This is a genomic window from Sporocytophaga myxococcoides DSM 11118 (assembly GCF_000426725.1).
GTDB classification, from domain to species: Bacteria; Bacteroidota; Bacteroidia; order Cytophagales; family Cytophagaceae; genus Sporocytophaga; species Sporocytophaga myxococcoides.
Genome location: NZ_AUFX01000005.1, coordinates 516,128 through 542,414, shown reverse-complemented (window position 1 = coordinate 542,414; position 26,287 = coordinate 516,128). Strand labels below are relative to the sequence as shown.

The window sequence follows — 26,287 nt, the reverse complement described above, 5'->3', positions numbered from 1 at the left end:
CTAATGCCATTTATAGGACACCTTCCTAACCAATGAGGCAAATTCGATTCTTGACAATCTCACGATTATCAATGGGTTTAGATAAAAATAAAAATAAAAAGGACAAATCAGTACTTTATCTGATTTGTCCTTTAAGTGGGACGTACTGGACTCGAACCAGTGGCCCCCACGTTGTCGACGTGATGCTCTAAACCAACTGAGCTAACATCCCTTTTATTGGATGCGAATTACATATTATTTCTTTATAAATGCAAATTGAAATGTAACTCTATGCATTTTTTCCTGAATGATCCAACATCAACTCGCTTTGTCCTGAATAAGATTTCAATGAAGGAATAAAAGACAACAATGTTATTCCGATGATGAATATTATCCCTAATGTTAAAGTACTTGGCCTCATGCTCCCTGTCAGTTCTTCTATTGCACCAAAAAGGAATAGACCGAAAAAACAGGATAACTTTTCCGCAACATCATAGAAACTGAAGTATGAAGCATGGTCTGTAGTATTTTCAGGAATCAATTTGGCATAGGTAGATCTGGATATCGACTGAACGCCTCCCATTATAAATCCCACTACAACTGCCAGTCCATAAAACTGAACATCTGTTTGAACAAAGTATGCTGCTATACAAACAAGCACCCATATCATATTGATGTAACGCAATGTACTGATATTACCAATTTTACCTGATAGTTTTGCACTCATATTTGCTCCAACAATAGCAAGCAGCTGGATTATCAGGATAACGATAATCAATTCACTCATCTTAAGTTTAAGCTCTCCTTCCGCGAATATCACCGCCATGTACATTACTGTCTGCACTCCTAAATTATAGAAAAAGAAACCTGGTAGGAAAATTTTAAGGTATTTTTCTTTTCTGACTTCTGAAAATACTTTCTTAAGTTCTCTGAATCCGCTCCACAGCCAGTTGCCATGGCTTTCTTTCTTATAAACATTAGATGGCAAATAATAAAAAGAATATTGAGCAAACAAAAACCACCATATCCCTACTGAAAGGAAAGAAATTCTTGCCGCCACCCCTGAATAAAATGACTTTGCCTGATCCACAGCTTCAACATTACTGATGCCTGAAGCCATTAATTCATCAACCTTTCCATTAACATTAAAATAAAGGTCAGGCATGGTCAACATAGTGATATTGAAAATTAGAAGCAGCACACTTCCTATATATCCCATTGCAAAGCCTCTTGCACTCAATTTATCATACTGATCTTCAGTTGCGATTTCCGGGAGAAAAGAGTTATAAAATACGATACTTCCACTATAGCCCAATCCAGCCACTATAAAGGCAAGTATGGATGTCGTCAAAGTAAATTGGGAAAGGACGCCAGCATCTTTATGGAAAAAGAAAAGGTATGCACAACCCAAACTTCCCAGATAGCAGAACATTTGCATAAAAAACTTTTTCTTTCCTGTATTATCCGCTATGGGTGTTAATATGGGACTCAAGATGGCGGCAATCAAAAACACTGCTGCCAATGCAAAAGAGTATAATGCCGAACTATAAAACTCAAATCCCAGAAAATTCACCTTATCCGGTCTTTCGGGCATGATAGCAGCATAATAGCTTGGAAATATTGCAGTGGTTATTGTCAGGGAATAAACAGAATTAGCCCAATCATACATGCACCAGGCATTCTGTACTTTTTTATTATTTTTCATTGATATCTAGAGGATTATTTACTCTACTGTGGGTTTATTACCGGGATTTGCTCAATTAATTTTACCTGCAAAATAAGAAAAAAGGGATAAATGGTTTACCTTGGTTTCTTATTAATTTAATATCATCGTTTTACGTAATGTCCTTTCTTAAGGTATCAAATCTTTCTAAAAAATATACCAATCAGCCTGATTCTGCAGTTTCAAACATATCTTTTGAATGTAATGAGGGAGAATTCATTGCAATAGTTGGTGAAAACGGTTCCGGAAAATCATCTCTGCTAAAACTGATCAATGGATTAATTGAACCCGATGAAGGAAGTGTTTTTCTTGAAGGAAAAAAAGTAAAGGGTCCTTCGGAAAACCTTGTCCCCGGGCATCCTGACATAAAGCTGCTTTTTCAGGAATTCAATCTTTTTCCAAAACATACTGTAAAAGAAAATATCATCTATCAACTGAGATATTTTTCCAAAGATGCGCAGGAGGAGCGTTTGAATGAGCTCATTAAAGTCTGTAAACTTGAAGGCCTGGAAAATAAACTCCCATCTGAGCTTTCCGGGGGGCAACAGCAAAGAGTAGCGCTGGCAAGGGCAATGTCTGACCGCCCAAAGCTTCTGTTAATGGATGAGCCGTTCAGCAATCTGGATGTGATGTTGAAGGACCAGATCAAAATACAAGTGCTTGACCATCTTCGGAGAGAAGGCCAAACCCTGATCTTTATAACACATGACCTTCAGGACGCACTGAGTCTTGCGGACAGGATCATGATCATGAGGGCAGGACAAATAATACAACTTGACATACCTGAAAAAATTTATGAGAAGCCTGTTGATGAATATTCGGCTTATCTGTTCGGAAAAGTAAATATTTTTAATGCCGAAGAATTTCTTCAAACTACAGGTATACTGGGCTGTAAACCAACAAAATCAAAGATCAGTATAAGACCCGAGCATTTCAGCATAACAAAAGAAGATAAGGGTGATTTCAAAGCCATCGTTGAAAGAATATATTACAGAGGCGACAGTTATGAAATTGTAGCAACTGTAAAAAATAAAATTACAATACGCATCAATACAAGAAAAAAGGATATTCTGCAAGGGAGTGAAATAACGGTAAAACTGAGTAAATCCAAAATGCATTTTGTAGATTGAAATTGTAGAGACGCCATGCTGGCGTCTCCCTATCCACCGCGTGCTGCATTTAATGTTATCTCCACAAATTGAATTATATTTGCTAGATTCCAATGGTCGTTCATTATCACAGCTTTGAGACGCCAAGCATGGCGTCTCTACATTGCTCTTTTTCTATTTACAATAAATAAAACAACAGCTCCAACCACCAATAACAAAGGCCAGACATAAGCCATACCTACAGCAAGACTCACAACTCCATCCCATCCTGCGCTGAAGGCTTCTTTAAATCTTACAAGCATACTGACCTCGGTCATTTGAGGTTCCGGGACATATTCAACCTTTTGGTAAAATTTTACAACTATTGTACTATAGCTTACCTGATCTTTCAAAAAATTAAGGCGGTCTACCTTTGCTTCAATTTCTTCATGAAGTGATGCAATCTGTTGTTCTGCAAGCAGAACTTCCTCCAGTGTTTTGGCATTATGCCGAAGCAGTTCAATATACCTTTGCTCTACTTCACGCTTGGCTTTTAGTCTGGAAGTTACATCTACAAATTCTCCTGATACATCTTCAGAGGTAATCGTTTTTTCATTCATAAATAAAGCCTCTTTGGATAGTACTCTGATCATTGTATCAAAGGCAGAAGCCGGAACACGAAGGATCATTTTATTTGAATGTTCATAATTACCAGTTAACAGTTCTGAACTTTCCACGAAACCATTCAACAGATTCACCTGAGCTTCCAGATGATCTGTTGTCTTTTGAAGATCCTTTGTTTCAAACCTAATATTGGCTTTCCGTATAATTTTTCCTGGATCCTTAATATGGGTGTCTTTTTTTACATCAATAGAAGCAATCTCCTGTGATTGGGCTGCAACGTCTGCTGCTTCAGCCTTTTCTTCTTTTTGAGCACAGGAAGAAAATACATTAACAAGGAATAATGAAATAGCTATGATTCGTTTCATAAATAGGATGTTTAAAGAAACCAAAGGAAAAAAAGTCTTCCGGAAAAAGATCCGGAAGACTAACAGTAAAAAATATGCTATTTAGTAGCCGGCGCATCACTGTTTATTTCTTCAGGAGTTTTTTCTGGCTCAGCCTTAACAAGAGAGTCTTTAGGTGACAACTGAATTTCTGAAGAGTCAATTTCCTCAACACTCGCCTTTTGTGTTTTATCTCCCGGATTTTCTATTTTACTATGATTGTTATCAAATAAAAAATCACAAGATGTAAGTGAACAAGAAGCAGCTATAGCCGCAAGGATCATTAAATTTCTCATAGGTGTATTTGTTAAATTTTACACTTCATCCAAAATTTATTTCAGGGTAACCCGTATAAAAAAAATATTTTAAAATTGGGTTACCTGATTTTCGTTTGTGTATTAAAAGGGCAAAATTATAAGGAATGGGGTTTATTTCTGATGAGAAGCTAATCGAAGGAATGTATAATCCTTCTTCCGGAGCACTGGAAATTCTTTACAAAAGACATTTTCCTATGGTTAACCGGATGGTAATAAAAAACAGTGGTTCCGAAAATGAAGCCAGGGACATTTACCAGGAAGCGTTTATTATTTTCTATGAAAAACTGAAGACGGAGAATTTTAAACTTCAATGTCAGGCAAGAACTTTCCTGTATTCCATTTGCAGAAATCTTTGGCTGAAAAAGCTAACAGAAAAGAAACGTTTTCCTGCAATCACAAATGAATCAGAAACCTTTATTTCTGTAGAAGATTCAATTCTGGAAGCTGAGGACAGAGAAAATGATTTCATAAAACTGCAATCTGCATTAAACCTTATAGGAGAACCTTGCAAAGGCTTACTTGAGGACTTCTATATGCACCAGAAATCTATGGAAGAAATTAGTATTAAGTTCCGCTATACCAATGCAGACAATGCTAAAAACCAGAAGTATAAATGTCTTCAGCGGTTAAAAAAATTATTCTTCAACCAATCTAAAGAAACAGAAAGTTATGAAGCCTGAATTATGGGATGAAATTGAAAGATTTCTTAAGGGAGAATTAAATCCTCAGGAAATATCGGCGTTTCAGGCTAAACTGAAGTCTGATTCTGCTTTCAGAGAAAAGTTTGAGCAACATAAGGAACTGCTGAATACATTTCAGAAATACTCAGAGAGACAGGCGCTGCAACAAAGGTTGAATGCTATTCCCTTAAAAAAGGAACGCAGCAAATTCAGACTAAATGTAAAAACATATGCAGTGGCTGCGTCCATTACCTCGTTATTTACATTATTCGGAGGTTATTTTTATCTGAAATCAAATAACAATAATGCTGAATACAAGGCCTTGAAAAAAGATGTTGATCACATCAGAACATGGCAGCAGGTTATTTCTCAAAAGCTTAATACTCCTAGCTATAATGCATCTGTTACAGGTCTGCTTTTAAACAGAAAAGGTTATATACTTACAACTGCGCATGGTTTGAAGGGAGCTGACAAAATAGAAGTTGAAAACAATTCAGGGTCTTTCAGTGCCAAACTCATTAAGCTTGATGAGCTTAACGATCTTGCTTTGTTAAAAATTTCAGATACCCTGACAGACTTACCAGTACCGAACTATAGCCTATTTACAAAAGCACCTGAAATCGTTGAAAAGTCATTTATACTTGGCTATCCAGACAAAGATATGGTTTATGGAGAAGGAGTGATCGTTTGTACTAATGGCTTTAATGGAGATACATCATCTTTTCAATTGAATATATTTGCAAACCCTGGGAACAGCGGAAGTCCTGTATTCAATGATAAGGGTGAATTGATCGGAATAATTAAGGGGAAACCAAAAGATTCTCCGGGAGCCTCTTATGCAGTTAAAGGCGAATTCATTCAGGAATTTATTAAAAGCTCAAAAGAAAATTTAAAACTTAACAGGAAAAATAAGCTCAAATCCCTGAATAGAAAGGACAAAGCTAAGCAACTTGAAAAGTGTATTTATAGGGTGAAGATATATTAGGAAATATTCAGATTGTGATATGCATAAAATTTAATTTATTTGAACTTCAAACAATAAATCAATTGTTTGATAAAGATTAGAGCATTTCATGAATGACATTTCCAACAAAGAAGACATCAAGACATTAGTAGATCGCTTTTATGATAAAGTAAATAGTGATGAATTGCTGTCTCCTATATTTAACGATCATGCTGAAGTGGACTGGCCAAAACACCTTCCTACTATGTATGATTTCTGGAACAGCCTTCTTTTGGGTTCCATGGAATACAAAGGACAGCCCTTTCCCAAACATATGAATCTGCCTGTAACGAAAGAGCATTTTGAAAGGTGGATACAGTTGTTTACAGCTACACTGGAAGAAAACTTTACTGGTCCAAAAGCAGATGAAGCATTGGCAAGAGCTATGAACATTGCCAGAGTATTTATGAGCAAAATGGGCTTATTGTAATTTCACATTATGTTCAGTTGATTCCATTAATGCTTTTATAACCTCCCCCTTCCAACAGTCAGGAATAGTGCAGTTTAAAATACTGGCCAGTGTTACTGGCAGATCATAGTTATGTAACCCATCCGGGAGACGTAATCCAACTGAAATTCCTGCACCGACAATAATCAAAGGGACCTCTCTTAACTTCTTTGATCTGCCACCATGGCCTTTTCCATTAAACCCGTGATCCGATGTAATGATAATTATAGTACTATCCAAAGCATTTCCAGCCTTTATCTTTTGAAGTATAACACCCGTTAGTGAATCGGCCTTCTCAACGGATGTTTTATATTGGATGCTTCTATAACCATAAGTATGACCTGCTTTATCAACAAGGTCCAGATGGATAAAGGTCAATAAAGGTTTTTCTTTAATAATATAATCAGATGCTTTTATTACCAGTCCGCTCCCCTTTTCATGATAACTATAGGTTAAAGTGTTATACTCTATCAGCTCTGTAAACTCTTTCCATTCGTGAAACACAGCTATAGTTTCATCAGGATACCTTTCTCTCATAACCTTAAATATGGTAGGTACTGTATTTCCCTTTTCCTGATTACAAAAGGTATGATCTTTAAAGTCTGACTTTCTCCATTTATTATCCCATATCTGATGATCGGAAGCTGATACCCCCATAAGTAAAGATGCCCAATTAGGATTACTCAAAGTAGGCAGCACAGCATTAACATTATAGGAATAGGATCCTTGAGAAGCCAGGCTGTCCCATACTGGTGTATCAGCTTTGTTTAATATCCTTGATCCCAGCCCGTCAACGCCTATAAAAACTATTCTCTTCTGACTAAAAACAGATGCAAAGCTGAGACAGCAAAAAAACAAAACAGTATAAAATTTCCTCATCGCATGACCTTTCTAAATATTTAAGTCATTACAATAAAAAAAAGTTATAAAAAAAGGCAGGAGATCGCTCTCCTGCCCAACTTTAAATTAACCAAAACATAGAAACTATTACTCGATAACTACTTTATATATCTTTTGAATATTTCCTGAGTCTATCATCACAAAATACAAACCACCTGGAAAACCTGAAACATCCACAGAAAGTCCATCTCCTGATTTCAGATCAGCACCACTATTCTGATAAACTATATTACCGAAAGAGTTCTGAATGCTTACCACCAGTTCCTGATTTTCTTCTACCTGTGACTCAATATGAAGGACGTCTTTTGCAGGATTAGGATAGACAGCGAAAAACAGGTTTTCAAAATTCACAGCCACAATTTTACTCACTGTCTGACTTCCATCGTTGTCTACTTCTATTATTCTATAATAAGCTACAGAACTTCCGGGCTTTTTATCAATAAAGGAATAGTTTGTTACAGAAGTTGTATTCCCCCCTGCTCCTTCAGTTCCGATATCTTTAAAGGATAAACCGTCATCTGATCTTTGAATAATAAAGACATTGCTATTTACCTCCCAAGCAGTGCTCCAGTTTATTTGCACTGCATCTTTTACTCCTTTTGCCGAAACGCTTAGAAACTCAACAGGTAAAATACAAAGTTCCGTTGCTCTTACGGGAACTCTGTCGCAATTGAGTCCCTTCGTAATTTTCCAGTCAAAATATCCAGGAAAAGCATCCGGTTTATTATATACGTTAAATGATTTGGGGTTATTACTTACCATCTCCACAACTCCACCATAACTTGTAGGATAGTTATATAACCTTGGCGAAGGCGGAGCACCTGATGCACCGGTACCATTACCAAAGAATACAATTGAACTTCCTGATCCAGTCGCTAACTTCATTTGATATCCGGTACCTTTAGGTACAGCTATATTTAAAGGAACCTTCATCTGCGGAGCTGGTAAACCTCCATTGTTTGCAAATGTGCAAGGTTTTGTCACACTTACTGGAGAACCTGGTAAATGAACACCTGATGAATTTCTTATCTCTATAATAACATTATCATTAGATGCTCCAGGAGTTGGACAATAATAATTATTTACGAGAACAGTAATTGTATCTATTACGATATCCTCCAATGAATTAAAGATTAACAACCCTTCATCACCTCCGGCATTCACAGATCCGTTTTCAATAAATCCATTTCCTACTGCAGGAGGACCAGCTGTTGTTTTAAATGTAGTTGTATCCTGCACATAATAAGTATGTGTAGTTGGAGGTGATGTAAGACCTGTTGCAGTATAAGTTGCTCCTTTACCTAGAACAGTTCCGGCTGTTGCTGCAGACCACCATTTATATTTTCCTGGGCCGCTAACAGATAAATTTGCGGTACCGGTACCTCCTTTAGATGCCGGACAATAATACCCATCATTTGGTGTCGCAGCATTGGTTGTAAGATTTATTTCATCAAACTTCATCCCGCAGATAGGGTCTGTTACTTCTACCCTGTATAACCCTGCAGCATTGGCAAAATAGGTTTTAGATTTTGCACCAGGGATAGTATCTGCCTGCTGCCATCCTGCCGTACCATTCTGTTCCTTATACCATTGGTAAGTAACACCTGGACCTGTATAAACAGCATCCAGTGTAGCAGAAGCCGGACTACATAAAACAATATCCGGACCAAGGTCTATAGTATAGGTGTTTGAAATAACTATAACATCTGACTTAACACAAGATCCTGCAGAGTCAACACAAACAGCATATGTTCCTGGAGCAGTTGCTGTTAAGCTATAAAAGGTAGATCCAAATCCTGTTTTACCAGGAACTGCAGCACCATTAAAACTCCATGAATATTGAACGTCAGGTCTAGCTTGGGTGGCTGCGTTAAAATTTGGAGTTAAAGTAATAGATCCTCCCGTACCACAAATAGTTCTGTCAGGACCTAAATTAGGAATAGGTCCTGCTGTACCGAAATCACAACCAGGGGTAAATGAAATATCATCAATTGCAAAGTCAACCGCGCTGTTACAGCCAGTTGTTGTCGTATTTTCTATACTGATTGATATAGTTGGAGGAGGTGTAAGTCCTGAATACCAAGTAGTGGTATATTTTGTCCAGTTACCAACAGCTCCAACAGAGGTCACTGTGGTTGGCTGGTTCGCTCCATTTATATCAAAAGCCAAAGTTCCCCGTGGTGTAGTTGCTGTAAGCGTCGTAATCCAGACTGTAAAATAATAATTTGTATTAGGTACAATAGGAATATTATTTTGCTGCCAAAGCTTTACACCAGGATTACAAATTCCATCCACCATCAGCATCATATTATCTGCAGTTCCTGTATGATCGGGAATAGGAACTCCAGCAGACATATTAAAAGCACTGTTAAAATCCGTAGATTTATCACCAGCATAAATACGACCGGGAACAGAATAACAAGAAGACCCACAAGGCGTGAACTCAACATAATTAGCATCATGTGTCCAGTCTTTGAATCCTCCTGAGAAATCGTAGTTTTTAACAAGGTTTGTCCCATTTGAAACATTAGAGGCACATTGGGCAAAGACATGACTATCATGTAATATTACTATGAGAAAAATCAAAAAGATCTTTCTCAAACAACTATCGAGGGGCTTCATCTTAAGAATGTTTTGGTTAATAATCAAAAGATTATACACTTTAATACGTAAAAAATATTTAAGTAACCAGCACATATTAATATTTCAATAAAAAAATAGACGAATTCAACAAAAATACTCACATATCAATACAAAACACCACACTAATGCAAAATATATACCTATTCAAATAAAAAATTTAAATAATAAAATTAAAATATATTAAGTATCAAATCCACAATAGATTGTAATAAAATACCTAAATAAGAATTAAATTGGCATTAAAATCCTGTTTTAAGAATTCAATTGCTAACACTTTGCTAAATGAAATGAAGGCTAACCCGAAGTGAATTATTGGACAAAATAAAGAATACAGTGTGGAGGGTACAAAAACAAAAAAGCCCTGAACATCAGAGCTTTTCTAAAATTATGCAGAGAGGAAGGGATTCGAACCCTCGATACCCTTTTGAGGTATACACACTTTCCAGGCGTGCTCCTTCAACCACTCGGACACCTCTCTGTAGGAAGATTTTCTCAATTTTGGAAAATGAGAGTGCAAAGAAACCAACATTTTATCAAAACACAAAAGGGATTGGTAAAATAAATCAATCTCACATCTTTTTAATCCATCTCACCTCGGATTGATTCTTCCAAAGATGCTTTGACATTTTCGCTAAAAGGCTTATTAGCAAGCACAAACATCAGTTTAGTTATGGCAGCTTCAGTTGTAATATTTTTACCGCTTATCACTCCTGACTTTTCAAGATGCCTGCTAGTGTCATACCTTCCCTGAAAAACTGTTCCGCCAATGCATTGACTAACATTTAAAATAACAATACCTCTATCAGATGCCTTTTTTAAAATCGCCTCAAGCCATCCATCAGTAGGGGCATTCCCAGACCCAAAAGTTTCCAGAACAATACCTTTCAAACCTTCAGTATTAAAAATACATTCAACAACTTCTTTGGTAATCCCCGGAAATAACTTAACTATAAGAACGTTGGAATCAAGTTTTGTAAAAATCTTAAAAGGCTTGTCAGCAGGACTATACAAAACTTTTTCGTTAAATTCTATTGAAACCCCCGCCTCTGCAAGATTAGGATAATTTTCGGATAGAAAAGCATCAAAATGGCTGCTCTGAAGCTTCTTTGACCGGTTGCCACGCATTAATGCATGGTTGAAATAAATACATACCTCTTTGACAACTGGTTTACCATTTTTTCTTGCTGCTGCTATCTCAATGGCTGTCACAAGATTTTCTCGTGCATCCGACCTGACCTCAGATAAAGGGAGTTGCGCACCAGTAAAGATAACCGGCTTACTTAGGTTTTCCATCATGAAACTTAAGGCTGAAGCGGTATAAGCCATAGTATCAGTTCCATGCAAAATTACAAAGCCATCATATTCCAGGTATTGCTCATTAATTAGCTCTGCAAGCGAAATCCAATGCAATGGCTTCATATTACTTGAATCAATCGGCTTAAGAAAAGATATAAATTCAAGTGTCAGATCGAACCTGCCTAGCTCTGGTAATGTGGAAATGATGTCAGAAAAATTAAAAGGTACTAAGGATTTGACCATAGGATCATAATGCATTCCCATGGTACCTCCTGTGTATATTATAAGCAATCGCCCCTTAGCTTCCGGGCTGATATGCAGATTAATCTTATCACTAAACATTGTCGAAAAGTTTTTCTGCATTCTCCAAAGTAATTTTGGCTACTTCTTCCTCTGAGCACCTCTTCACTTCCGCCAGCTTCTTTATCACTAAAGGAATGTATCCCGGTTCATTTCTTTTTCCTCTGTATGGGACAGGTGCCAGATATGGGGCATCCGTTTCAAGAACCACATTCGAAAGATCTGCTGTTTCTAAAACCTTGTCAAGACCACTATTTTTAAAGGTAATGACCCCACCTATTCCGATGTAAAATCCGATTTCCTTTATCTCATCTATATCTTTTTGATCACCGGTAAAACAATGAAACACCCCTGTCTGGTTATCCGATTTAACCTTCAATAAAAGATCCATCGTTTCTCTGTAAGAATTTCGGCAATGAATCGCAATAGGTAAATTATGCTTAGCAGCCAGCTGAACCTGAATAGCAAAGGCTTCCTCCTGCCAGTCCTTATGAGTAGTGTCCCAATATAGATCTATACCTATCTCGCCTATTGCAGCAAATTTTCTTCTGTTCAGCCAGGCTTCTATTTCATACAGATCTTTTTCAAAATCTTTCTTTACATAGCATGGATGCAAACCCATCATGGGAACACAAAGATCCGGATACCGGTGTTCCATTTCAAGCATTCTGTCTATGCTTTGCAAATCCACGTTAGGCATAAAGAGTTTTTTCAGACCAGATGATCTTGCATTTTCAAGCACATCTGTTGTATCTTTTTCAAACTCTTCAGCATATATATGCGCATGCGTATCGATATATTTAAAATCCATAAATTAAAATCTTCTGCCCTTCCACTCGATTTTACCGGGCTTCAGGTAATATAGTAAAGTTAATAAAGAAACAAATCCTGTATAAAATTCATAAATGAAAATATACTTCCACAAAGGAAATTTATAATCAATCTTTTTATACACTCTGTTTATAAATGAATATTGCAATAATAACTTGACTGACCAAACCAGAATTGCAAGGTTTGGCATAACAAACAATGTGAATAGAATAACAGGAAAAAATAATGATTGCATTAAAAGCAGCGTGGAAAGCACAACAGGTATTTTTACAGCACCCTGCATCCACCTACGCCTTTGATTTAACAACCTTTTTAAACTATCAAGAGGTTTTGAAAAGGCCAGTACTCCCGGGCCCATGAGTTGCTGATAATCATAACCAAGGTCCAGAGTAGCCTTGAAAAGCTCAAAATCTTCCGTAACTGAAAATGGAATATTTTCATATCCACCTGTTTCTTCATAGACTTTGCGGGGAATCATCATATTATTACCAACAGCAGAAACCGGGATGTTTTGATCTGATACTGCTTTAACCATTCCAAATGCATGCATCCATTCCATACTTTGAAGTTTTGTAAATAAAGAATCTCCTTTAATCATCGTAACTCCAGAGACTGTACCTGATGTTTTTTTATAATTTCCGAGCATTTCAGAAATCCAGTTTTCCGGCACTGAAATATCAGCATCTGTTATAAAAAGAAATTCCCCATTCGCTTTTCTGGCAAGCTGGGCAAGCACATTGGCCTTACCTCTAGCCAGACCAACATTTTCTGTAATATCTAATAACTTAAAATTTTGGTGAGCCTTTATAAATTCAAGAACAATAAGCCTGGTGTTGTCTTCAGATCTATCATTGCCGATCAGCACTTCCAACTTATCTTCAGGATAATTCACCGAGGCCAATGAATTCAGGCATTCACCGATATTATCTTCCTCATTACGTGCCGCAATTAACACGGACACCAGAGGTTTGTATGTTAATGATGGATTTGAAATGTATGGTTTTAACCTTTCAAAAAAAATAAAAAGAAAAAGGATATATATGAAGTAAACAAGGAAGTAAACCAGCAGAATAGCTAAGAGGATTTTCATAAAGTTTTAAATTCGAAACCTTTTGATAAAAAATATTCCAGGTATCGAGGAAGTACATATTTCATATTCTTACTTGCTTTTATACTATCATGAAATATCACAATTGATCCTGGAACTGAGTACTTGATCGATTTTGCAAGACATTCTTCTTCTTTCAGATTTTGATCATAATCACCAGTAAGTACGTTCCACATGATTATTTCGTAAGACTTTTGAAGTTCTTTAGCCTGAGAACTTTTTATCTTTCCATAAGGAGGTCTGAATAACTTTTTAGCGGAGTCCTGATATATTCCCACTTCACTTTTAATCTCATCAATTACAGCCTGGCAGCTTGATATATTGTTAAAATATTTTTCATTCTCATTTTTCCATCCATTAAGATGATTAAAAGTATGATTGCCGGCTATGTGTCCCCTATTAATAATTTCCCTCAACAAATGAGGATATTTTCTAACATTATCACCTACACAAAAAAAAGTAGCCTTAACTTTCCATTTGTCTAATTCATCAAGTACAAATTCTGTAGCATCTGGCACAGGGCCGTCATCGAAGGTCAGGAAGAGCTCGTTCCCGTTTACTTTTTTCTTCCAGACCAAGGATGGATACAATAGCTGAAATACCCAAGTGTAGTTATTGAAATACATAAGTTTAAGCTAAGCATTTTTCTACAGACTTCCAGAACAATTCTGCTGAAGTATCCCAACTATATCTTTCACAATTCGCTCTTCCTTTCTCTATGAGCTTTTGTCGCTTTTCCTGATCGAAAGTCATTTGAGATAATCCTTCAGCAATTGAACTAACAGAATATGGGTCCACAAGTATTGCTGAATCACCAGCTACCTCAGGCATGCTTGTTACATTTGAAGTAATAACAGGGCAATCACATTTTTGAGCTTCTAAAATTGGAATACCAAAACCTTCAATAAAAGGAACATAAGTGAGTGCCAATGCAGCTCCCAAGAGATGGCGGTATTCTTCATTACTTACTCTACCTGTGAATATAATATCATCTTTAAAAGGATTACTCTCTAATGTTTCAAATATTTCCTTGGTACTCCAACCTCTCCGGCCAACAATCATAAGCTTGGTATCATTTGGAGTTTTAGATTTGAATTCAGCAAAAGCTTTAAGTAGATTTATAATATTTTTTCTTGGGTGCAGAGCTCCAACAAAAATAAAATAAGGCTTTCCTTTACTATATGTTTTTCTACACTCCTCCTGTTTTGAAAGGGCAATAGGCTGAAAACCTTTACCATCAGCAGCATTCCCAACAACATCTATTTTATCAGGATCAATCTTATATAATTTAGAAATATCCTGTTTAGAAAATTCCGAAACAGAAATAATTCTGGAAGCTTTTCGTGCATACCTTGGACCAAACCACTTAAGGTATTTATAGATCAGATAGCCCAGACCTCCTCTTGTATGCTCATAAGCAAGATCATGAATTACAATCAGGGAGGGAGTTTGAGAACTCAAAGAATTAAAGCCATCTGTAGAAATAAACAGATCACATTTTTCTTCTTTTAAAGCTTTAGGCACTGCCAGTTCAAACCACCAAAACCAGAGGAATGGGTGTCTGGCGGGAGGAAAAAGCTGAATAGGTTTTATATTATCTGCAAATATAAATTGCTTATGAAATGGTCGGTCAAACAAGAATATAAATTCATGTTCAGGATGATTCTTTACCATCCTTTGTAAAACTTCAAATGTGAATGTACCGATTCCCTCAAGTTTATCTTTTAAGAGAAATCTTGTATTTACGGCTATTTTCAAGTTTATAATTCCTTTCTACTTATACTCCAGCATGGTATGTTTGAACCCACAGACTAAAGAATATAAAACTGTTAATATAACGGACAAAATACCTGCTAAAACCCAATTCAGATCATAGTACCTGCATACGGCAAACAAAACCATCAAAAGAATCAAAAGTATAGACAGTTTAAACAGGAGTTTCCATGGAACACTAATAGCAGTATTTGTACCTGTAAAGATAAACGCAAATACACATAATATGAATGTTGATATTACCGTAATCCAGGCTGAAGCAATGACCCCATAAGTGGGTACTATCATAAAATTAAGCAGAATATTCAAAACTACACTGGTGATAATAGAGATATTGACAATTTTCACATATCCCATAGCATTCAAATATGTTGAATAAATATTAAAAAAGCCATTTAGCAATAAGGATAGAAACAGAATTCTTAACAACTCTTTAATCACCTTCAATTCAGACTCAGAACTGTTATTCAGGAAATACACCAAAACTTCAGGGTAAAAGAAAACAAATGAAGCTGCTAAAATAACCGGAATCGCTGCAATCAACTGGGCAGCATTAAATAATTTTTGCACCTGCTGATTATCTTCTTTATAAAATGGGAATCTTGCAAAAAATATTGGCATAATAATCCAGATATACATCATAGTTGCATCCAGCCATCTATATGCAGCTGCGTATAATCCTGTAGAAGTCTTCCCCAGCAGGCGTTCCAAAAGAACCTGATCAATTTTATCATTGACGGAATACAATACTGCCATTGAGGCAAACGGCAGGCTACTGACAATTATATCCTTAATTTTTATCCAACTAAAAGTCAGATGCATGAGGCCAATAACTTTTTTCAGAAAATAATATCCCATTCCCACAGTTAATACAGCAGATAGTAATCTGGCAGCAATAAAACTTTCCAATGAGATTTTCGAAAAAATAATCAGCAAAAAAGTAAATAAGGCTAACAATAACTTATCCAAAATTCCCAGATAACTATCGAGATAAAACTCCTGCTTCCCCTGTAGAATTGCTTTTCCATAAAGGATCAATTGCAACAAAGAATTTGTGAGTGACAGAAAAAAAAGAAAGATCAGTTGTTCACTTTTATACCCCCATAAATACCCAAGAAATGTACATGCAATCGGGAATAACATAGTGAGAATAATTTTAAACAAAGTGACCTGAGAAAATAGCGACATCGTCTCAGAAGAATTTCGAGCAATTGACTTGGTCACATAATAATTAATCCCAAAATCTGTTAAAATCAAAAATATAAATCCGAAAGAAAAGAGTGCAGAATACAAACCATATTCCTCGTGGCCTATTTTATTTTGAACCAGATTTTCCAAAATTATCCAAATCGGTTTGATCATGATATTCAGAAAAACCGAAAGGCCGATGTTTTTAAATACTTTACTGATAATCGTTAAATTTTTCCCACTTAAAACTAAATAAATCGTAACAATTTTATCAAAATTATATAATTTTAAACTTTAATATTTTTAAAATTGAGTTAATGAAAGAGAATAATTTTAATTTATTGAGCTTTTGGGATGTTATAAGAAAGTGGAAAAAACTGATTATAGGCTCCTTTCTTTTTAGTTTGATACTTAGCACTATAGTAGCTTTTTTGCTACCTGTCTATTATAAATCTGTCGTAATTTTTTATCCATTTGATCCACGCTCTTATGACCCAAGATTTGCCCTGGTCAAAAATCCTGGATTTGGAATATATGCAGGAGAACAAGAAGTTGAAAGAATACTTGCTGTTGGAGAATCCAGAGAATTAGCTTTTTACATGATTGAAAAGTTTAATTTATATCAGAGATACAATATCAAGAAATCTGAAGCTAAAGCTGAAAAAAGAGTATTTGACGAATTTATGAGTCAGGTTACAATCAAAAAAACTCCTTTAGCAGGAGGATTGGAAGTGATTGTATTTGATAAAGATGCGAAAATAGCAGCTGACATGGCAAATGAAATAATCAAGTTCATAGATAAAAAGAACAGGGAGCCTATTTCTATCATAAATAACCAAATTCTGAGAGGTTATTTAAAAAGTCAGGAGGAAAAAGTAAAAGATATTCAAAAATTAATTGAGAATCTTAAACCAAACCAAAATTATACAGCATTCAATACTGACTTTCTTGCAAATGAATATATATACAACTACACCAAACTTTCGGATGTACAACAAGAATTAAAGGTTTTGGATGAAAAAATTGAAACTCTTTATATTCTTGAACCCGCTAAACCGGCTCTAGATAAGGCAAAACCATTAAAATCTATTGTTATTCTAGTAGGAGTCATGAGCTCTATGATAATAATATTCATTATTATATCAATCGCTGAATCATTTTCAAAAAGAGAAGGTTAATTCAATTGAAGTCATTACCTACATTAGCAAAGCCTCTTCTGATTTCATTCTCAATCTTAGTAATACTGAGTGGAATAGCAGCAATTTATTTTGAAACTACCGTAGTCTTGTTAATTCCAGTACTATGTGCTTTGGGGCTTTACTGCTTTTTTGATTATAAGTTAATATACTATTTATTAATATTCTGCCTCCCTTTATCTAAGGAATTCCCCATTATTGGAAATAGTAATTTAAGCCTTCCATCGGAAGGCTTAATACTTGTACTTGCATTCATCTACATTATTACTCTTCTGTTTCAAAAAAATTACGATTTGGGATTACTTAAAGATCCAATGATAATGATTCTTTTGCTCCTTTATTTCTGGGCAGTATTTGAATATCTCTTTACCATTGACAAATTAAAAACAATAAAATACATCATAGCCAAAACAGTTTATTATCTGGTCTTTTTGTTTCTAACTTTTTCAATCATCAGATCGAAAAATGATCTAAAAAAATTCATATTTGCATATACTGGAGGTTTATTTATTGGTGTTTTATTCACTATTATTTTACATGCAGCAGATGGTTTCTCGTTTGAAAATATTAACCACCTATCCTCCATCATTTTTGTAAATCACGTTTATTATGCAACTGTAATAGGTATTGGAATACCTCTCACCTGGTTTTTGCTTAAAACAACCAAAAAGACTTCTGGAAAACAATCCTTTTATCTCAAATTCATTTTATTACTGTTCTTATTCGCTCTTATCACTTCATATACAAGAGGTTCCTGGCTGGCATTGATTATTTGCATTATTTTTTATCAGTTATTGAATTACAAGAAAGTAACATTGGTGATTAGCATGGCAGTAATTTTAGTCATCAGCTCAGTAACTTATTTATTTACCAATGATCATTACTTAGATTTTGCCTCCGATTACACAACGACGATATTTCATGAAGGAGACATTGAAGGACATCTTGCGGCAACTTATTCAATGAAAGATGTTTCAGGTATGGAAAGAGTATACAGGTGGGTTGCAGGTGCAAATATGGTAAAAGAAAAACCTGTGATGGGCTCCGGTCCTGGTACATTTTATCCTGAATATAAAAAATTTGCCATTGATAGATTCAGAACTTATGTAAGTGACAACCCGGAACAATCAACTACACATAATAATTTCCTTTTATTTCTCACAGAACAAGGATTAGTTGGATTTCTACTTTTTGCTACTCTTGTAATCATGGTATTTATCAGAGGGAGTAAAATTTACCACGAAACTTCTGATCCTGAAATAAAATACCTGACTGCCGGATTTTATCTGGCATTTACTTCCATTGTAATTTGCATGATGTTTTCAGATTTTACAGAAAGCGATAAGGTAGGTACATTCTTCCTCGTTTCCATTACCATTCTTGCAAAAATCAATCAATGGAATAAAGAAGAGGAGGTTAAAAGCCTTTGATTTTACAAGAAACAAAAGTTATATCATCAGGGAATGTCATTTTTCCTTTGAAGGCATTCAGGTCTTCCATAAGTTTTTTATGTATTACCTGATTTTCCTGAGCTGTATTTTCTCTTAACAATTGAACAAATCGTTCCATACCAAACTCTTCTTCTTCTATATTTGATGTTTCCGTAACACCATCTGTATACAAGAATAACAGGGAGTTTTCTTTTATTTCCAGAATTTCCTCACTAAGAAATGGTAGATCTTCAAATATCCCTAAAATAGTTGTGCCACTGTCCAGGGTTTCAGCATTCCCGTCCTGAATAATAATGGCAGGATTGTGACCGGCATTAATATATCTAGCCTTCCTGGATTTCAGGTCAACAATCATAGCAAAGAAAGTAATAAACCTTTCACCCCTGGCATTCAGACGTGTAATGTAGTTAAGCTCTGTGATAATTTTTTTTAGATCTGATGTCTGCCTTAACATCGTTCTCAAACAGGCCTGAAAATTAGACATTAAAAGAGCTGCAGGTATTCCCTTTCCAGATACATCAGCTACACAAATAAAAAATTCATCATCATTTAATGGTACATAATCATAATAATCTCCTCCTATTGACTGATGTGGTAGGTAATCAGCTTCTATTACTACTCTTTTATTATCAGGAAGAGAGGTAGGGAACAAGTGTGATTGCACATCTCTTGCAATTTCAAGCTCCTTTCGGAATGCTTCCTGTTGAAGTTCTTTTCTTGCAAGCTTTTTATTCTCAATTGCCACAGTAATGATATTGGCAAAAGTCTGAACGAAAGACACGTCTGTATTTTCTTCACCAAGCTCCAGGCCTCCAATAAATACTAAAGCAAGCAATTGTGATTTATGTGCAACAGGAATCAGCAAATCAAATTCAGAAAAGTGATTAGCTGTCTTTTCCAGTTTCGATATTTTGCTAACGTTAAAAAATGATTGATCTAATTCAATAGATTTAAAATTCGTTTTTGTGCCATAGTTGACTTTACAGCTCCAACCAGAATCAAAAACATAAAGGGCAAATTTCTTGATTTTAAGATTGGCTATTAAAGTGAAGTAAAATATCTTATATAAAGATTCTTCGGGCAAGTTAAAATTAATTGCCTGCGTTACTTCAAGTAGAGAGTTTAACTCCAGCTGCTTTAGTTGCAACGAGTTTTCCAACCCACCTTCTTTTTCACCATTTGACGGCGCTTTGGGGATCATATGCGTCTCTTAAGCCGTTTCCGAATAAGTTAAATGCCAATACAAGAATACAAATACACAAACTTGGAAGTACTACCAGATAGCCAGAATCTTTTGCCAGCATTGATCCATAACCTTCATTAACCATCATGCCCCAGGAAGGCATTGGTGGTTGTACTCCAAGACCAAGAAAACTTAACCCTGCCTCAATCAAGATTGCAGATGCGAAGTTTGCTGTAGCAATTACAATCAAAGGCCCAACAATGTTAGGAAGGATATGCACAAAGATAATTCTGAGATCACCTACTCCTAGAGCCTTTGCAGCTTCAACATAAAGCTTTTCCTTTAAGCTTAAGATCTGCCCCCTCACAACTCTTGCCACTTCTACCCACATCGTTAATCCTACAGCTACAAATGCCACCCAAACCCCTCTGCTTTGCAAAGCAAGGCTGATAGCGATAACAAGCATAATGCTTGGAATAGACCAAACTACGGTCATAAGCCACATTATAAACTTATCAGTTGTTCCGCCGAAAAATCCGCTCAAAGCACCTAGAGTGACGCCCACTAGAATAGAAATTAATACTGAAATAAATCCTATTGAAAGTGAAATACGTGTACCAAATAATAACCTGCTCAGGATATCGCGACCCGCCTTATCTGTTCCCAACAGATACTCTCTTTTTTCTATATTATGATCCAGAAAATCTCTTAATAATTCCTCTCTTGTGATTTGAACTGTCTTTTCATTTAAATCAAGGTAGGTAATGACATCGTCTTTCACAGAATAGTTGTAGATAGAGTCCGGCTTAAGTTTTGGGGAAGAGCCTACAAAAAGGTTCTTAGTAACAGCTACGATATCAGCAGATTCTGTTTCATCCTCTTTTCCAAAAAGGGAATAATATACCTTAAGGTTTTTAATCTGATAGGAACTGACAGGTTGAATAATAAAATCACTTTCTTGTCCCATATACATCTTCTCCAGAAAATTGCCTCTCTCAATTTCTCTGTTTTTTCTGAATTTCAACAAAGTACATTCAAACCCTATTGGTTTCTTTTTAATAAGTGCGGAGCCATCATTCGCATTAGGAGTATGATCTGGCATTATTAAATAACCTAGAATTGCAATAATGTGAGCAAGAACAATAACTATAAATCCGGCAATTGCTGGCTTATTTTTCCATAGCCGCTTGCGAACATAATAAGAAGGTGTTTTGACGGTATTCTCTTTCGACTTAACCACTTTATAAGGTGTTATGAGCTTTTAATCCTGCTTTGGTTGCAAGAAAATGGTAATTTTCGAATTGTCCCTTTGAAACTTCTCCGGATTCGACTTCATCTTCTGTGCCTTTATAAAAAACTTTTATCCACCCTTTACGGAAAAGTTGCTCCAAATGATTCCTTAATTCCGAATCATCCATTGTTAAATTTTTCAACAAATGGTCCAAGGTGCAAATAAAATAAAGTTCATCCAGAATGTCGTATTCTTGTGGTGTCAATTTCTCAGTTTTTAATATCTCTTCCTTTCCAGACAAAACTACCAGAATTACTTAATAATCCAATAGTTATAACATAAAACGGGTAAAAGGCCCATGTAATTGCAAATTCAATAAGATTAAATTGATGATCTAAAAGCCGAGAAACCTGTTTCAGAAATATAAACTCTGTAACAAATTTTACTATGGCAAAAGCTGCAAAAACAAGCAATCCCATTTTATCCACCAATGAATATGCGCCCGAAACTAAAAATAAAAAATTCACTAAAAAAATAAATAGCGCCAAATACTGATTTCTTTTGTTCTTATGCATTTTCCATTTACCAGCCCACCTCTTTCTTTGTTCCAAAAATTCTTTAACTGAATCTTTAGGATAAGTCATCACCAACGCTTCTTTCTTACATGCAAATAATACTTTACCGGGATACTTTTCGTAAATTTTATGCATAAGAAATTCATCATCTCCTGAGGCAATCTTTTCAAATCCGGTAAATCCCCCGACCTCATAAAATGCCTCTTTTTCATAACACAAGTTTGCACCATTGGCCATCGTAGGAAATCCTGACCCCAGGCAAACACCTCCGGTTCCCATAACTGCACTGAATTCAATTTGCTGCATCTTCTCAAACAATGTACCCTTAGAATAGAACCCTACCGGTCCACAAACCATTTTAGAATCTGATACTTCAAGCATTCCTGCCATTGTTGCAATCCAGTCTTCACCACACCTGCAATCCCCGTCTATCGTCAATATTAAATCACCTTTAGCTTTTGAGATTCCATATTCGATCGCCTTTTTCTTTGGAGCTGCATCTGATTGATAATCTCCAGAATAGAGGACAGATAACTGAATATCCGTCATTTCCAGATACTCCTGCACAAAAGTTACTGTAAAATCCACAGAGCCATCATCGATGACAATCACTTCAAATTTACTCTTAGGATATCGTTGATTAGATAAATCTGTAAGCAAACTTAAAATATTCAGTTCTTCATTTCTTACAGGAATAATAACTGACACAAACTTACCTGGCGATACATCTAAGTTTCTGGACCACAATTCCATTTTTCTCCATTTGAAAACGGCCCAAATAAGGGCAACTGCATAAATCAAAAAAAATGGAGCAATAACTATTAGCATCAAAATGGTCCTTTAATTTTTAACCTGAAAATAAGAAATAATCCCACCATTGAAGGTGTCAATACATTCAATAGCCAGACTGTAAGGCTAGAATACAATACCATTTGTAAATCAACACTTTTCCCCTCAAAAATAAATACTACAGCCGCTTCCCTTACTCCTAAATCGAATATTGTAGGTATTACAGATTTAACTAGAAGGACAAATGGAACTGCTAGAAATTGAAAAAACAAATCGGTTTTGACACGAAAGAAATTGAATACCAAAACAAATTGAAACAGAAAAATGAGATATCGGGAAGCTGATAGTGCAATCACCAATAAGATTTCTCTCAGATCATATTTTTTAATAATCAGAAAATAACTGGCAATGAGTTTCAATCCTTTGCTTTCCTCCAGATATCTTAAAATATTTTCTCGAAAAAAAAATAAAGCCGGTAGCAGTATATGAAATAAAAGCAAGGTAATTATAATGACCTTTTTTTGTGATTCAGAAAATGAAAACCACGAGAAGAGTAAAAAGAAAACCGAAATACTACCAAAATAAATAGTAGAATAAAATTGTGCTATCCTGCTCAGAAATATTGCACCTAAAGCTTTGGACCTCTCCTTACTTTTCATATTTAAGATTCGGCCGAGATAATCTCCTAGTCCATGAGGAGTAATAAACCCAAAAGCAGTTCCACATATAACTCCTTCCAAGGCACAAAAAAAAGAAGTTTTCTCTACTTTAGAAGCTAGAAGCTTCCATTTTAAACCTTCAATTCCCCAGTTTATTGGCATTAATAAAAAAGCAAAACAGATCATCCATGAATTACTTTTCCAGGAATTTATAATTTCGAAAAAGTAATTTCCGGTAAGTTGATCCTTTTTATTTACTGTATAAAAAATAATGGATAAGGAAACTATAAATACCAATGACTTAATTAAAAGGGAAAAATTGGGATTAATTTTCTCTTTTAAAGCCGAGAGGATGTGGTTAACTTGCATTGAATGATTTCTAAAGGAAAAGAAATAGAGAAGGACAAAATAATTTTAGGTGTAGATCCAGGTACCACGATTATGGGGTACGGCCTTATCCATATCCGAAAAAGCAAGATTGATCTCCTGCAATTTGGAGTAATTCACCTGAGTAAATATAGCAACCATGGAATAAAATTAAGTAAAATTTTTGAAAGGGTTGTGCAGCTGATAGATGAATACCATCCGGACGAAATGGCAATCGAGTCTCCTTTTTACGGAAAAAATGTTCAGTCTATGCTCAAACTGGGGAGGGCTCAGGGAGTAGCAATTGCAGCGGCAATCTCCAGGGAAGTTCCCATTTCGGAATATGCTCCCAAAAAAGTTAAACAATCTGTTACCGGTAATGGAAATGCTTCCAAAGAGCAGGTATCTAGTATGCTTTGTACCTTGCTAAAAATCCAGGAAGCTCCTAAATTATTTGATGCTACAGATGCACTTGCGGTTGCACTTTGTCACCATTTTCAGGGTGGACCATTGAAAGTGACATCTGGCAATTGGTCATCCTTTCTCAAAGACAATCCTGATAGAATAGTATCTGGCAAAAAAAATAACAGAGAATAGGTTATAAAAAAAGAGGCTGTCTTTTATTTCAAAGACAGCCTCTTTTTTTATAATAATATATATTAAAGATAACTCTTTATTTTTTTCTGAGTTTCTTCCATCACCTCTTTTGCAACAGTAAGTTTAGGTCTTGTAAAGTTGAGATCGTTCGCAGAGTTCATAGGCACAAGATGAATATGGGTATGCGGAACTTCAAGACCAATGACTGCAATACCAATTCTCTTGCAAGGAACAGCCTTTTGCACAGCCTTTGCAACTTTCTTGCTGAACACATGAAGGTGAGCCAGCAGCTCATCATCCATATCAAAAATATAATCGATTTCTGTTTTAGGCACTACAAGCGTATGCCCTACTACCAAAGGAGAAATATCCAAAAATGCATAACAGCGATCATCCTCAGCTATTGTATAACCTGGAATTTCACCGTTTATAATTTTTGTAAAGATGCTTGCCATTATCTGCTGATATCTAAGATTTCAAACTCAAGTTTTCCTGCAGGAACATCTATATATGCGGAATCTCCAATTTTTTTCCCAAGCAAACCTTTGCCAATTGGTGATTTTACAGAGATCTTTCCACTCTTTAGGTCCGCCTCTTCTTCAGATACTAATATATAGTTGACAATAGCATTAGTCTTTTTATTTTTTATCTTAACATTAGATAAAATTGATACTTTGGAAGTATCAATGTTACTCTCATCGATAATACGCGCATTGGCAACTACGTCTTCCAATTTACTGATTTTTAATTCAAGCAATCCCTGAGCATCTTTCGCTGCATCATACTCTGCGTTCTCACTTAAATCTCCTTTGTCACGAGCTTCTGCTATTTGCTTAGCCATATCGGCACGCCCTCTGGTTTTGAGCATAGCAAGCTCATCCTTTAACTTTCTAAGTCCTTCTTCTGTGTAATATGTGTATGCCATATCTCTTTGCAATTGCTTAGGTACAATAAAAAAAACGGCTTCCTCAACCGTTCAGGAATCAAAATTAAGATTTTTTTAACCAATTCCAAACCCTCAAATCCTACCTATTGATTCTCTGAGTTTTTCAACTAATACTTCATTAATTTTAACCAATGACTCATAGGTCCACCCTGCTACATGCGGGGTGAACAGTATATTTTCTCTTTCAACCAGATTTTCAAGATTAAGTTTTTGTACCGATGTTAATGTTTCAAACTTTTCGTTTTCAAGAACATCTAATGCCGCCCCTCTTATCTTACCCGAGTCCAATGCTTCAATTAAATCTTCCTGTTGCACAACCTCTCCTCTGGCTGTATTTATTAACCAAAAATTCTTTTTAAAGTTTGCGATAAATTTTCTATTGACCATTCTTCTCGAGACTTCTGTCAATGGAATATGCAGACTTAAAACATCCGCATTATTAAATATATCTTCAATGGAAACTTCTTGCGCAAATTCATCCGAATATCCTGATATATATTTATCATATGCTATTACCCTGCATCCGAAACCTTTGATCCTTTTAGCAAATGCTTTGCCCATGTTGCCATAGCCAATTATTCCAATGGTGAGCCCTCCTACTTCATAACCTCTGTTTTTTTCTCTCTTCCATATCCTATTCCTCACTTCCTTATCTCCTGTTTGCATCTTATTCATTAATGAAAGAAGCATTCCTACAGCATGTTCTCCAACTGCATCCCTGTTTCCTTCAGGAGCATTTACAACTTTTATATTTCTTCGATTTACTTCTTCAATATCAATTTGATCAAGTCCGGCACCGGCTCTAGCTATTATCTTTAAATTAGTTGCTAGATCTAGTAACTCCTTATCAATTTTCACTTTGCTTCTCACGATCAGTCCTTCATAGTTCATCACAATCTTTAAAAGATCCATTCTTGTGACAGATGGTCTATAATCTGGTACAATGCCTATTCCTTCCAACATAGAGACTATGGAAGGATGCATTTCATCTACAATAATAAATTTCATGA

26 protein-coding genes and 2 tRNA genes are annotated in these 26,287 nt (G+C 35.7%); 7 read left to right on the top strand and 21 right to left on the bottom strand.

All coding sequences use genetic code 11. From position 1 onward, the window contains the following. Nucleotides 1-136: 136 nt before the first annotated feature. Nucleotides 137-211 (bottom strand) — tRNA-Val (locus K350_RS0108330). A 57-nt stretch (nucleotides 212-268) separates the two neighbouring features. Further along, on the bottom strand, nucleotides 269-1,684 hold the full coding sequence (locus K350_RS27960; RefSeq protein ID WP_037574573.1) for an MFS transporter: 1,416 nt from the start codon (nucleotides 1,682-1,684) through the stop codon (nucleotides 269-271). Between the two features lie 137 nt (nucleotides 1,685-1,821). On the opposite strand from K350_RS27960, the gene K350_RS27955 reads away from it, so the two are divergent. Continuing rightward, a complete protein-coding gene (locus K350_RS27955; RefSeq protein WP_051312973.1) occupies nucleotides 1,822-2,832 on the top strand; it encodes an ABC transporter ATP-binding protein in 1,011 nt (336 codons plus the stop codon). A gap of 137 nt (nucleotides 2,833-2,969) precedes the next feature. On the opposite strand, the gene K350_RS0108315 is transcribed toward K350_RS27955, so the two are convergent. Beyond that, nucleotides 2,970-3,779: a DUF4349 domain-containing protein gene (locus K350_RS0108315; RefSeq protein WP_028979521.1), complete on the bottom strand. Its 810-nt coding sequence runs from the start codon at nucleotides 3,777-3,779 to the stop codon at nucleotides 2,970-2,972. A 77-nt stretch (nucleotides 3,780-3,856) separates the two neighbouring features. Further along, nucleotides 3,857-4,093, bottom strand: coding sequence for a hypothetical protein (locus K350_RS0108310; RefSeq protein WP_156026970.1), 237 nt, complete (start codon nucleotides 4,091-4,093; stop codon nucleotides 3,857-3,859). Nucleotides 4,094-4,218: 125 nt separating this feature from the next. Here K350_RS0108310 and K350_RS0108305 point away from each other — a divergent pair, with 125 nt between their 5' ends. The 3 genes from K350_RS0108305 to K350_RS0108295 all read left to right on the top strand — a co-directional run bounded on the left by K350_RS0108305 (nucleotide 4,219) and on the right by K350_RS0108295 (nucleotide 6,227). Continuing rightward, nucleotides 4,219-4,794: an RNA polymerase sigma factor gene (locus K350_RS0108305; protein WP_028979519.1), complete on the top strand. Its 576-nt coding sequence runs from the start codon at nucleotides 4,219-4,221 to the stop codon at nucleotides 4,792-4,794. Next, nucleotides 4,784-5,779, top strand: a complete 996-nt coding sequence (locus tag K350_RS0108300; RefSeq protein ID WP_028979518.1) for a S1 family peptidase — start codon at nucleotides 4,784-4,786, stop codon at nucleotides 5,777-5,779. Before K350_RS0108305 ends, K350_RS0108300 begins: the two co-directional genes overlap by 11 nt. A gap of 88 nt (nucleotides 5,780-5,867) precedes the next feature. Then, the gene (locus tag K350_RS0108295; RefSeq protein ID WP_028979517.1) at nucleotides 5,868-6,227 is read left to right on the top strand and encodes a group III truncated hemoglobin; all 360 of its coding nucleotides are present in this window, start codon (nucleotides 5,868-5,870) and stop codon (nucleotides 6,225-6,227) included. Here K350_RS0108295 and K350_RS0108290 read toward each other — a convergent pair. The 9 genes from K350_RS0108290 to K350_RS0108250 all read right to left on the bottom strand — a co-directional run bounded on the left by K350_RS0108290 (nucleotide 6,219) and on the right by K350_RS0108250 (nucleotide 16,485). After that, a complete protein-coding gene (locus K350_RS0108290) occupies nucleotides 6,219-7,124 on the bottom strand; it encodes an alkaline phosphatase family protein (protein WP_028979516.1) in 906 nt (301 codons plus the stop codon). The two genes, K350_RS0108295 and K350_RS0108290, sit on opposite strands and share 9 nt — an antisense overlap. A gap of 108 nt (nucleotides 7,125-7,232) precedes the next feature. Next, complete coding sequence (locus K350_RS27950; protein WP_162144149.1) at nucleotides 7,233-9,767, bottom strand: T9SS type A sorting domain-containing protein; 2,535 nt, start codon at nucleotides 9,765-9,767, stop codon at nucleotides 7,233-7,235. A 411-nt stretch (nucleotides 9,768-10,178) separates the two neighbouring features. Further along, nucleotides 10,179-10,266 (bottom strand) — tRNA-Ser (locus K350_RS0108280). Between the two features lie 101 nt (nucleotides 10,267-10,367). Beyond that, the gene (locus tag K350_RS0108275; protein ID WP_245598577.1) at nucleotides 10,368-11,447 is read right to left on the bottom strand and encodes an asparaginase; all 1,080 of its coding nucleotides are present in this window, start codon (nucleotides 11,445-11,447) and stop codon (nucleotides 10,368-10,370) included. Then, a complete protein-coding gene (locus K350_RS0108270) occupies nucleotides 11,419-12,195 on the bottom strand; it encodes a TatD family hydrolase (RefSeq protein WP_028979513.1) in 777 nt (258 codons plus the stop codon). The genes K350_RS0108275 and K350_RS0108270 overlap by 29 nt, the downstream gene beginning before the upstream one ends. Nucleotides 12,196-12,198: 3 nt before the next feature. Continuing rightward, nucleotides 12,199-13,305 (bottom strand): glycosyltransferase, encoded by a 1,107-nt coding sequence (locus K350_RS0108265; RefSeq protein WP_028979512.1) that lies wholly within the window; start codon nucleotides 13,303-13,305, stop codon nucleotides 12,199-12,201. Beyond that, nucleotides 13,302-13,949: a polysaccharide deacetylase family protein gene (locus K350_RS0108260; protein WP_028979511.1), complete on the bottom strand. Its 648-nt coding sequence runs from the start codon at nucleotides 13,947-13,949 to the stop codon at nucleotides 13,302-13,304. Before K350_RS0108260 ends, K350_RS0108265 begins: the two co-directional genes overlap by 4 nt. 4 nt (nucleotides 13,950-13,953) lie before the next feature. Next, nucleotides 13,954-15,081: a glycosyltransferase family 4 protein gene (locus tag K350_RS0108255; RefSeq protein WP_028979510.1), complete on the bottom strand. Its 1,128-nt coding sequence runs from the start codon at nucleotides 15,079-15,081 to the stop codon at nucleotides 13,954-13,956. Nucleotides 15,082-15,096: 15 nt separating this feature from the next. Further along, entirely contained in the window at nucleotides 15,097-16,485 is a 1,389-nt protein-coding gene (locus K350_RS0108250) for an oligosaccharide flippase family protein (RefSeq protein WP_281169215.1), read from the bottom strand. A 230-nt stretch (nucleotides 16,486-16,715) separates the two neighbouring features. Here K350_RS0108250 and K350_RS0108245 point away from each other — a divergent pair, with 230 nt between their 5' ends. Together K350_RS0108245 and K350_RS0108240 are read left to right on the top strand one after the other, a co-directional pair. Further along, entirely contained in the window at nucleotides 16,716-17,462 is a 747-nt protein-coding gene (locus tag K350_RS0108245; RefSeq protein ID WP_162144148.1) for a GumC domain-containing protein, read from the top strand. A gap of 338 nt (nucleotides 17,463-17,800) precedes the next feature. Beyond that, nucleotides 17,801-18,910 (top strand): O-antigen ligase family protein, encoded by a 1,110-nt coding sequence (locus K350_RS0108240; protein ID WP_162144147.1) that lies wholly within the window; start codon nucleotides 17,801-17,803, stop codon nucleotides 18,908-18,910. On the opposite strand, the gene K350_RS0108235 is transcribed toward K350_RS0108240, so the two are convergent. Genes K350_RS0108235 through K350_RS0108215 form a run of 5 tightly spaced genes read right to left on the bottom strand, consistent with a single transcriptional unit; the run spans nucleotide 18,897 to nucleotide 23,737 of the window. Next, nucleotides 18,897-20,132 carry a PP2C family protein-serine/threonine phosphatase gene (locus K350_RS0108235; RefSeq protein ID WP_051312971.1) on the bottom strand — a complete coding sequence of 412 codons (1,236 nt, stop codon included), beginning with the start codon at nucleotides 20,130-20,132 and terminating at the stop codon, nucleotides 18,897-18,899. The two genes, K350_RS0108240 and K350_RS0108235, sit on opposite strands and share 14 nt — an antisense overlap. Then, complete coding sequence (locus K350_RS0108230; protein WP_028979505.1) at nucleotides 20,104-21,354, bottom strand: ABC transporter permease; 1,251 nt, start codon at nucleotides 21,352-21,354, stop codon at nucleotides 20,104-20,106. The genes K350_RS0108235 and K350_RS0108230 overlap by 29 nt, the downstream gene beginning before the upstream one ends. A 1-nt stretch (nucleotide 21,355) precedes the next feature. Beyond that, the gene (locus K350_RS0108225; protein ID WP_028979504.1) at nucleotides 21,356-21,610 is read right to left on the bottom strand and encodes a hypothetical protein; all 255 of its coding nucleotides are present in this window, start codon (nucleotides 21,608-21,610) and stop codon (nucleotides 21,356-21,358) included. A gap of 4 nt (nucleotides 21,611-21,614) precedes the next feature. After that, complete coding sequence (locus tag K350_RS0108220) at nucleotides 21,615-22,748, bottom strand: glycosyltransferase (RefSeq protein ID WP_028979503.1); 1,134 nt, start codon at nucleotides 22,746-22,748, stop codon at nucleotides 21,615-21,617. Continuing rightward, a complete protein-coding gene (locus K350_RS0108215; protein WP_028979502.1) occupies nucleotides 22,748-23,737 on the bottom strand; it encodes a lysylphosphatidylglycerol synthase domain-containing protein in 990 nt (329 codons plus the stop codon). Before K350_RS0108215 ends, K350_RS0108220 begins: the two co-directional genes overlap by 1 nt. A gap of 3 nt (nucleotides 23,738-23,740) precedes the next feature. Between K350_RS0108215 and ruvC the strand changes: the two genes are divergently transcribed. Next, nucleotides 23,741-24,331, top strand: a complete 591-nt coding sequence (ruvC, locus tag K350_RS0108210; RefSeq protein WP_028979501.1) for a crossover junction endodeoxyribonuclease RuvC — start codon at nucleotides 23,741-23,743, stop codon at nucleotides 24,329-24,331. 62 nt (nucleotides 24,332-24,393) lie between these two features. Here the strand turns inward: ruvC and K350_RS0108205 are convergent, their stop codons facing one another. The 3 genes from K350_RS0108205 to K350_RS0108195 all read right to left on the bottom strand — a co-directional run bounded on the left by K350_RS0108205 (nucleotide 24,394) and on the right by K350_RS0108195 (nucleotide 26,285). Next, nucleotides 24,394-24,786 carry an HIT family protein gene (locus K350_RS0108205; protein ID WP_028979500.1) on the bottom strand — a complete coding sequence of 131 codons (393 nt, stop codon included), beginning with the start codon at nucleotides 24,784-24,786 and terminating at the stop codon, nucleotides 24,394-24,396. Next, a complete protein-coding gene (greA, locus tag K350_RS0108200) occupies nucleotides 24,786-25,256 on the bottom strand; it encodes a transcription elongation factor GreA (protein WP_028979499.1) in 471 nt (156 codons plus the stop codon). The genes K350_RS0108205 and greA overlap by 1 nt, the downstream gene beginning before the upstream one ends. A gap of 93 nt (nucleotides 25,257-25,349) precedes the next feature. Beyond that, nucleotides 25,350-26,285, bottom strand: a complete 936-nt coding sequence (locus tag K350_RS0108195) for an NAD(P)-dependent oxidoreductase (protein ID WP_037574567.1) — start codon at nucleotides 26,283-26,285, stop codon at nucleotides 25,350-25,352. Between the last annotated feature and the right edge of the window lie 2 nt (nucleotides 26,286-26,287).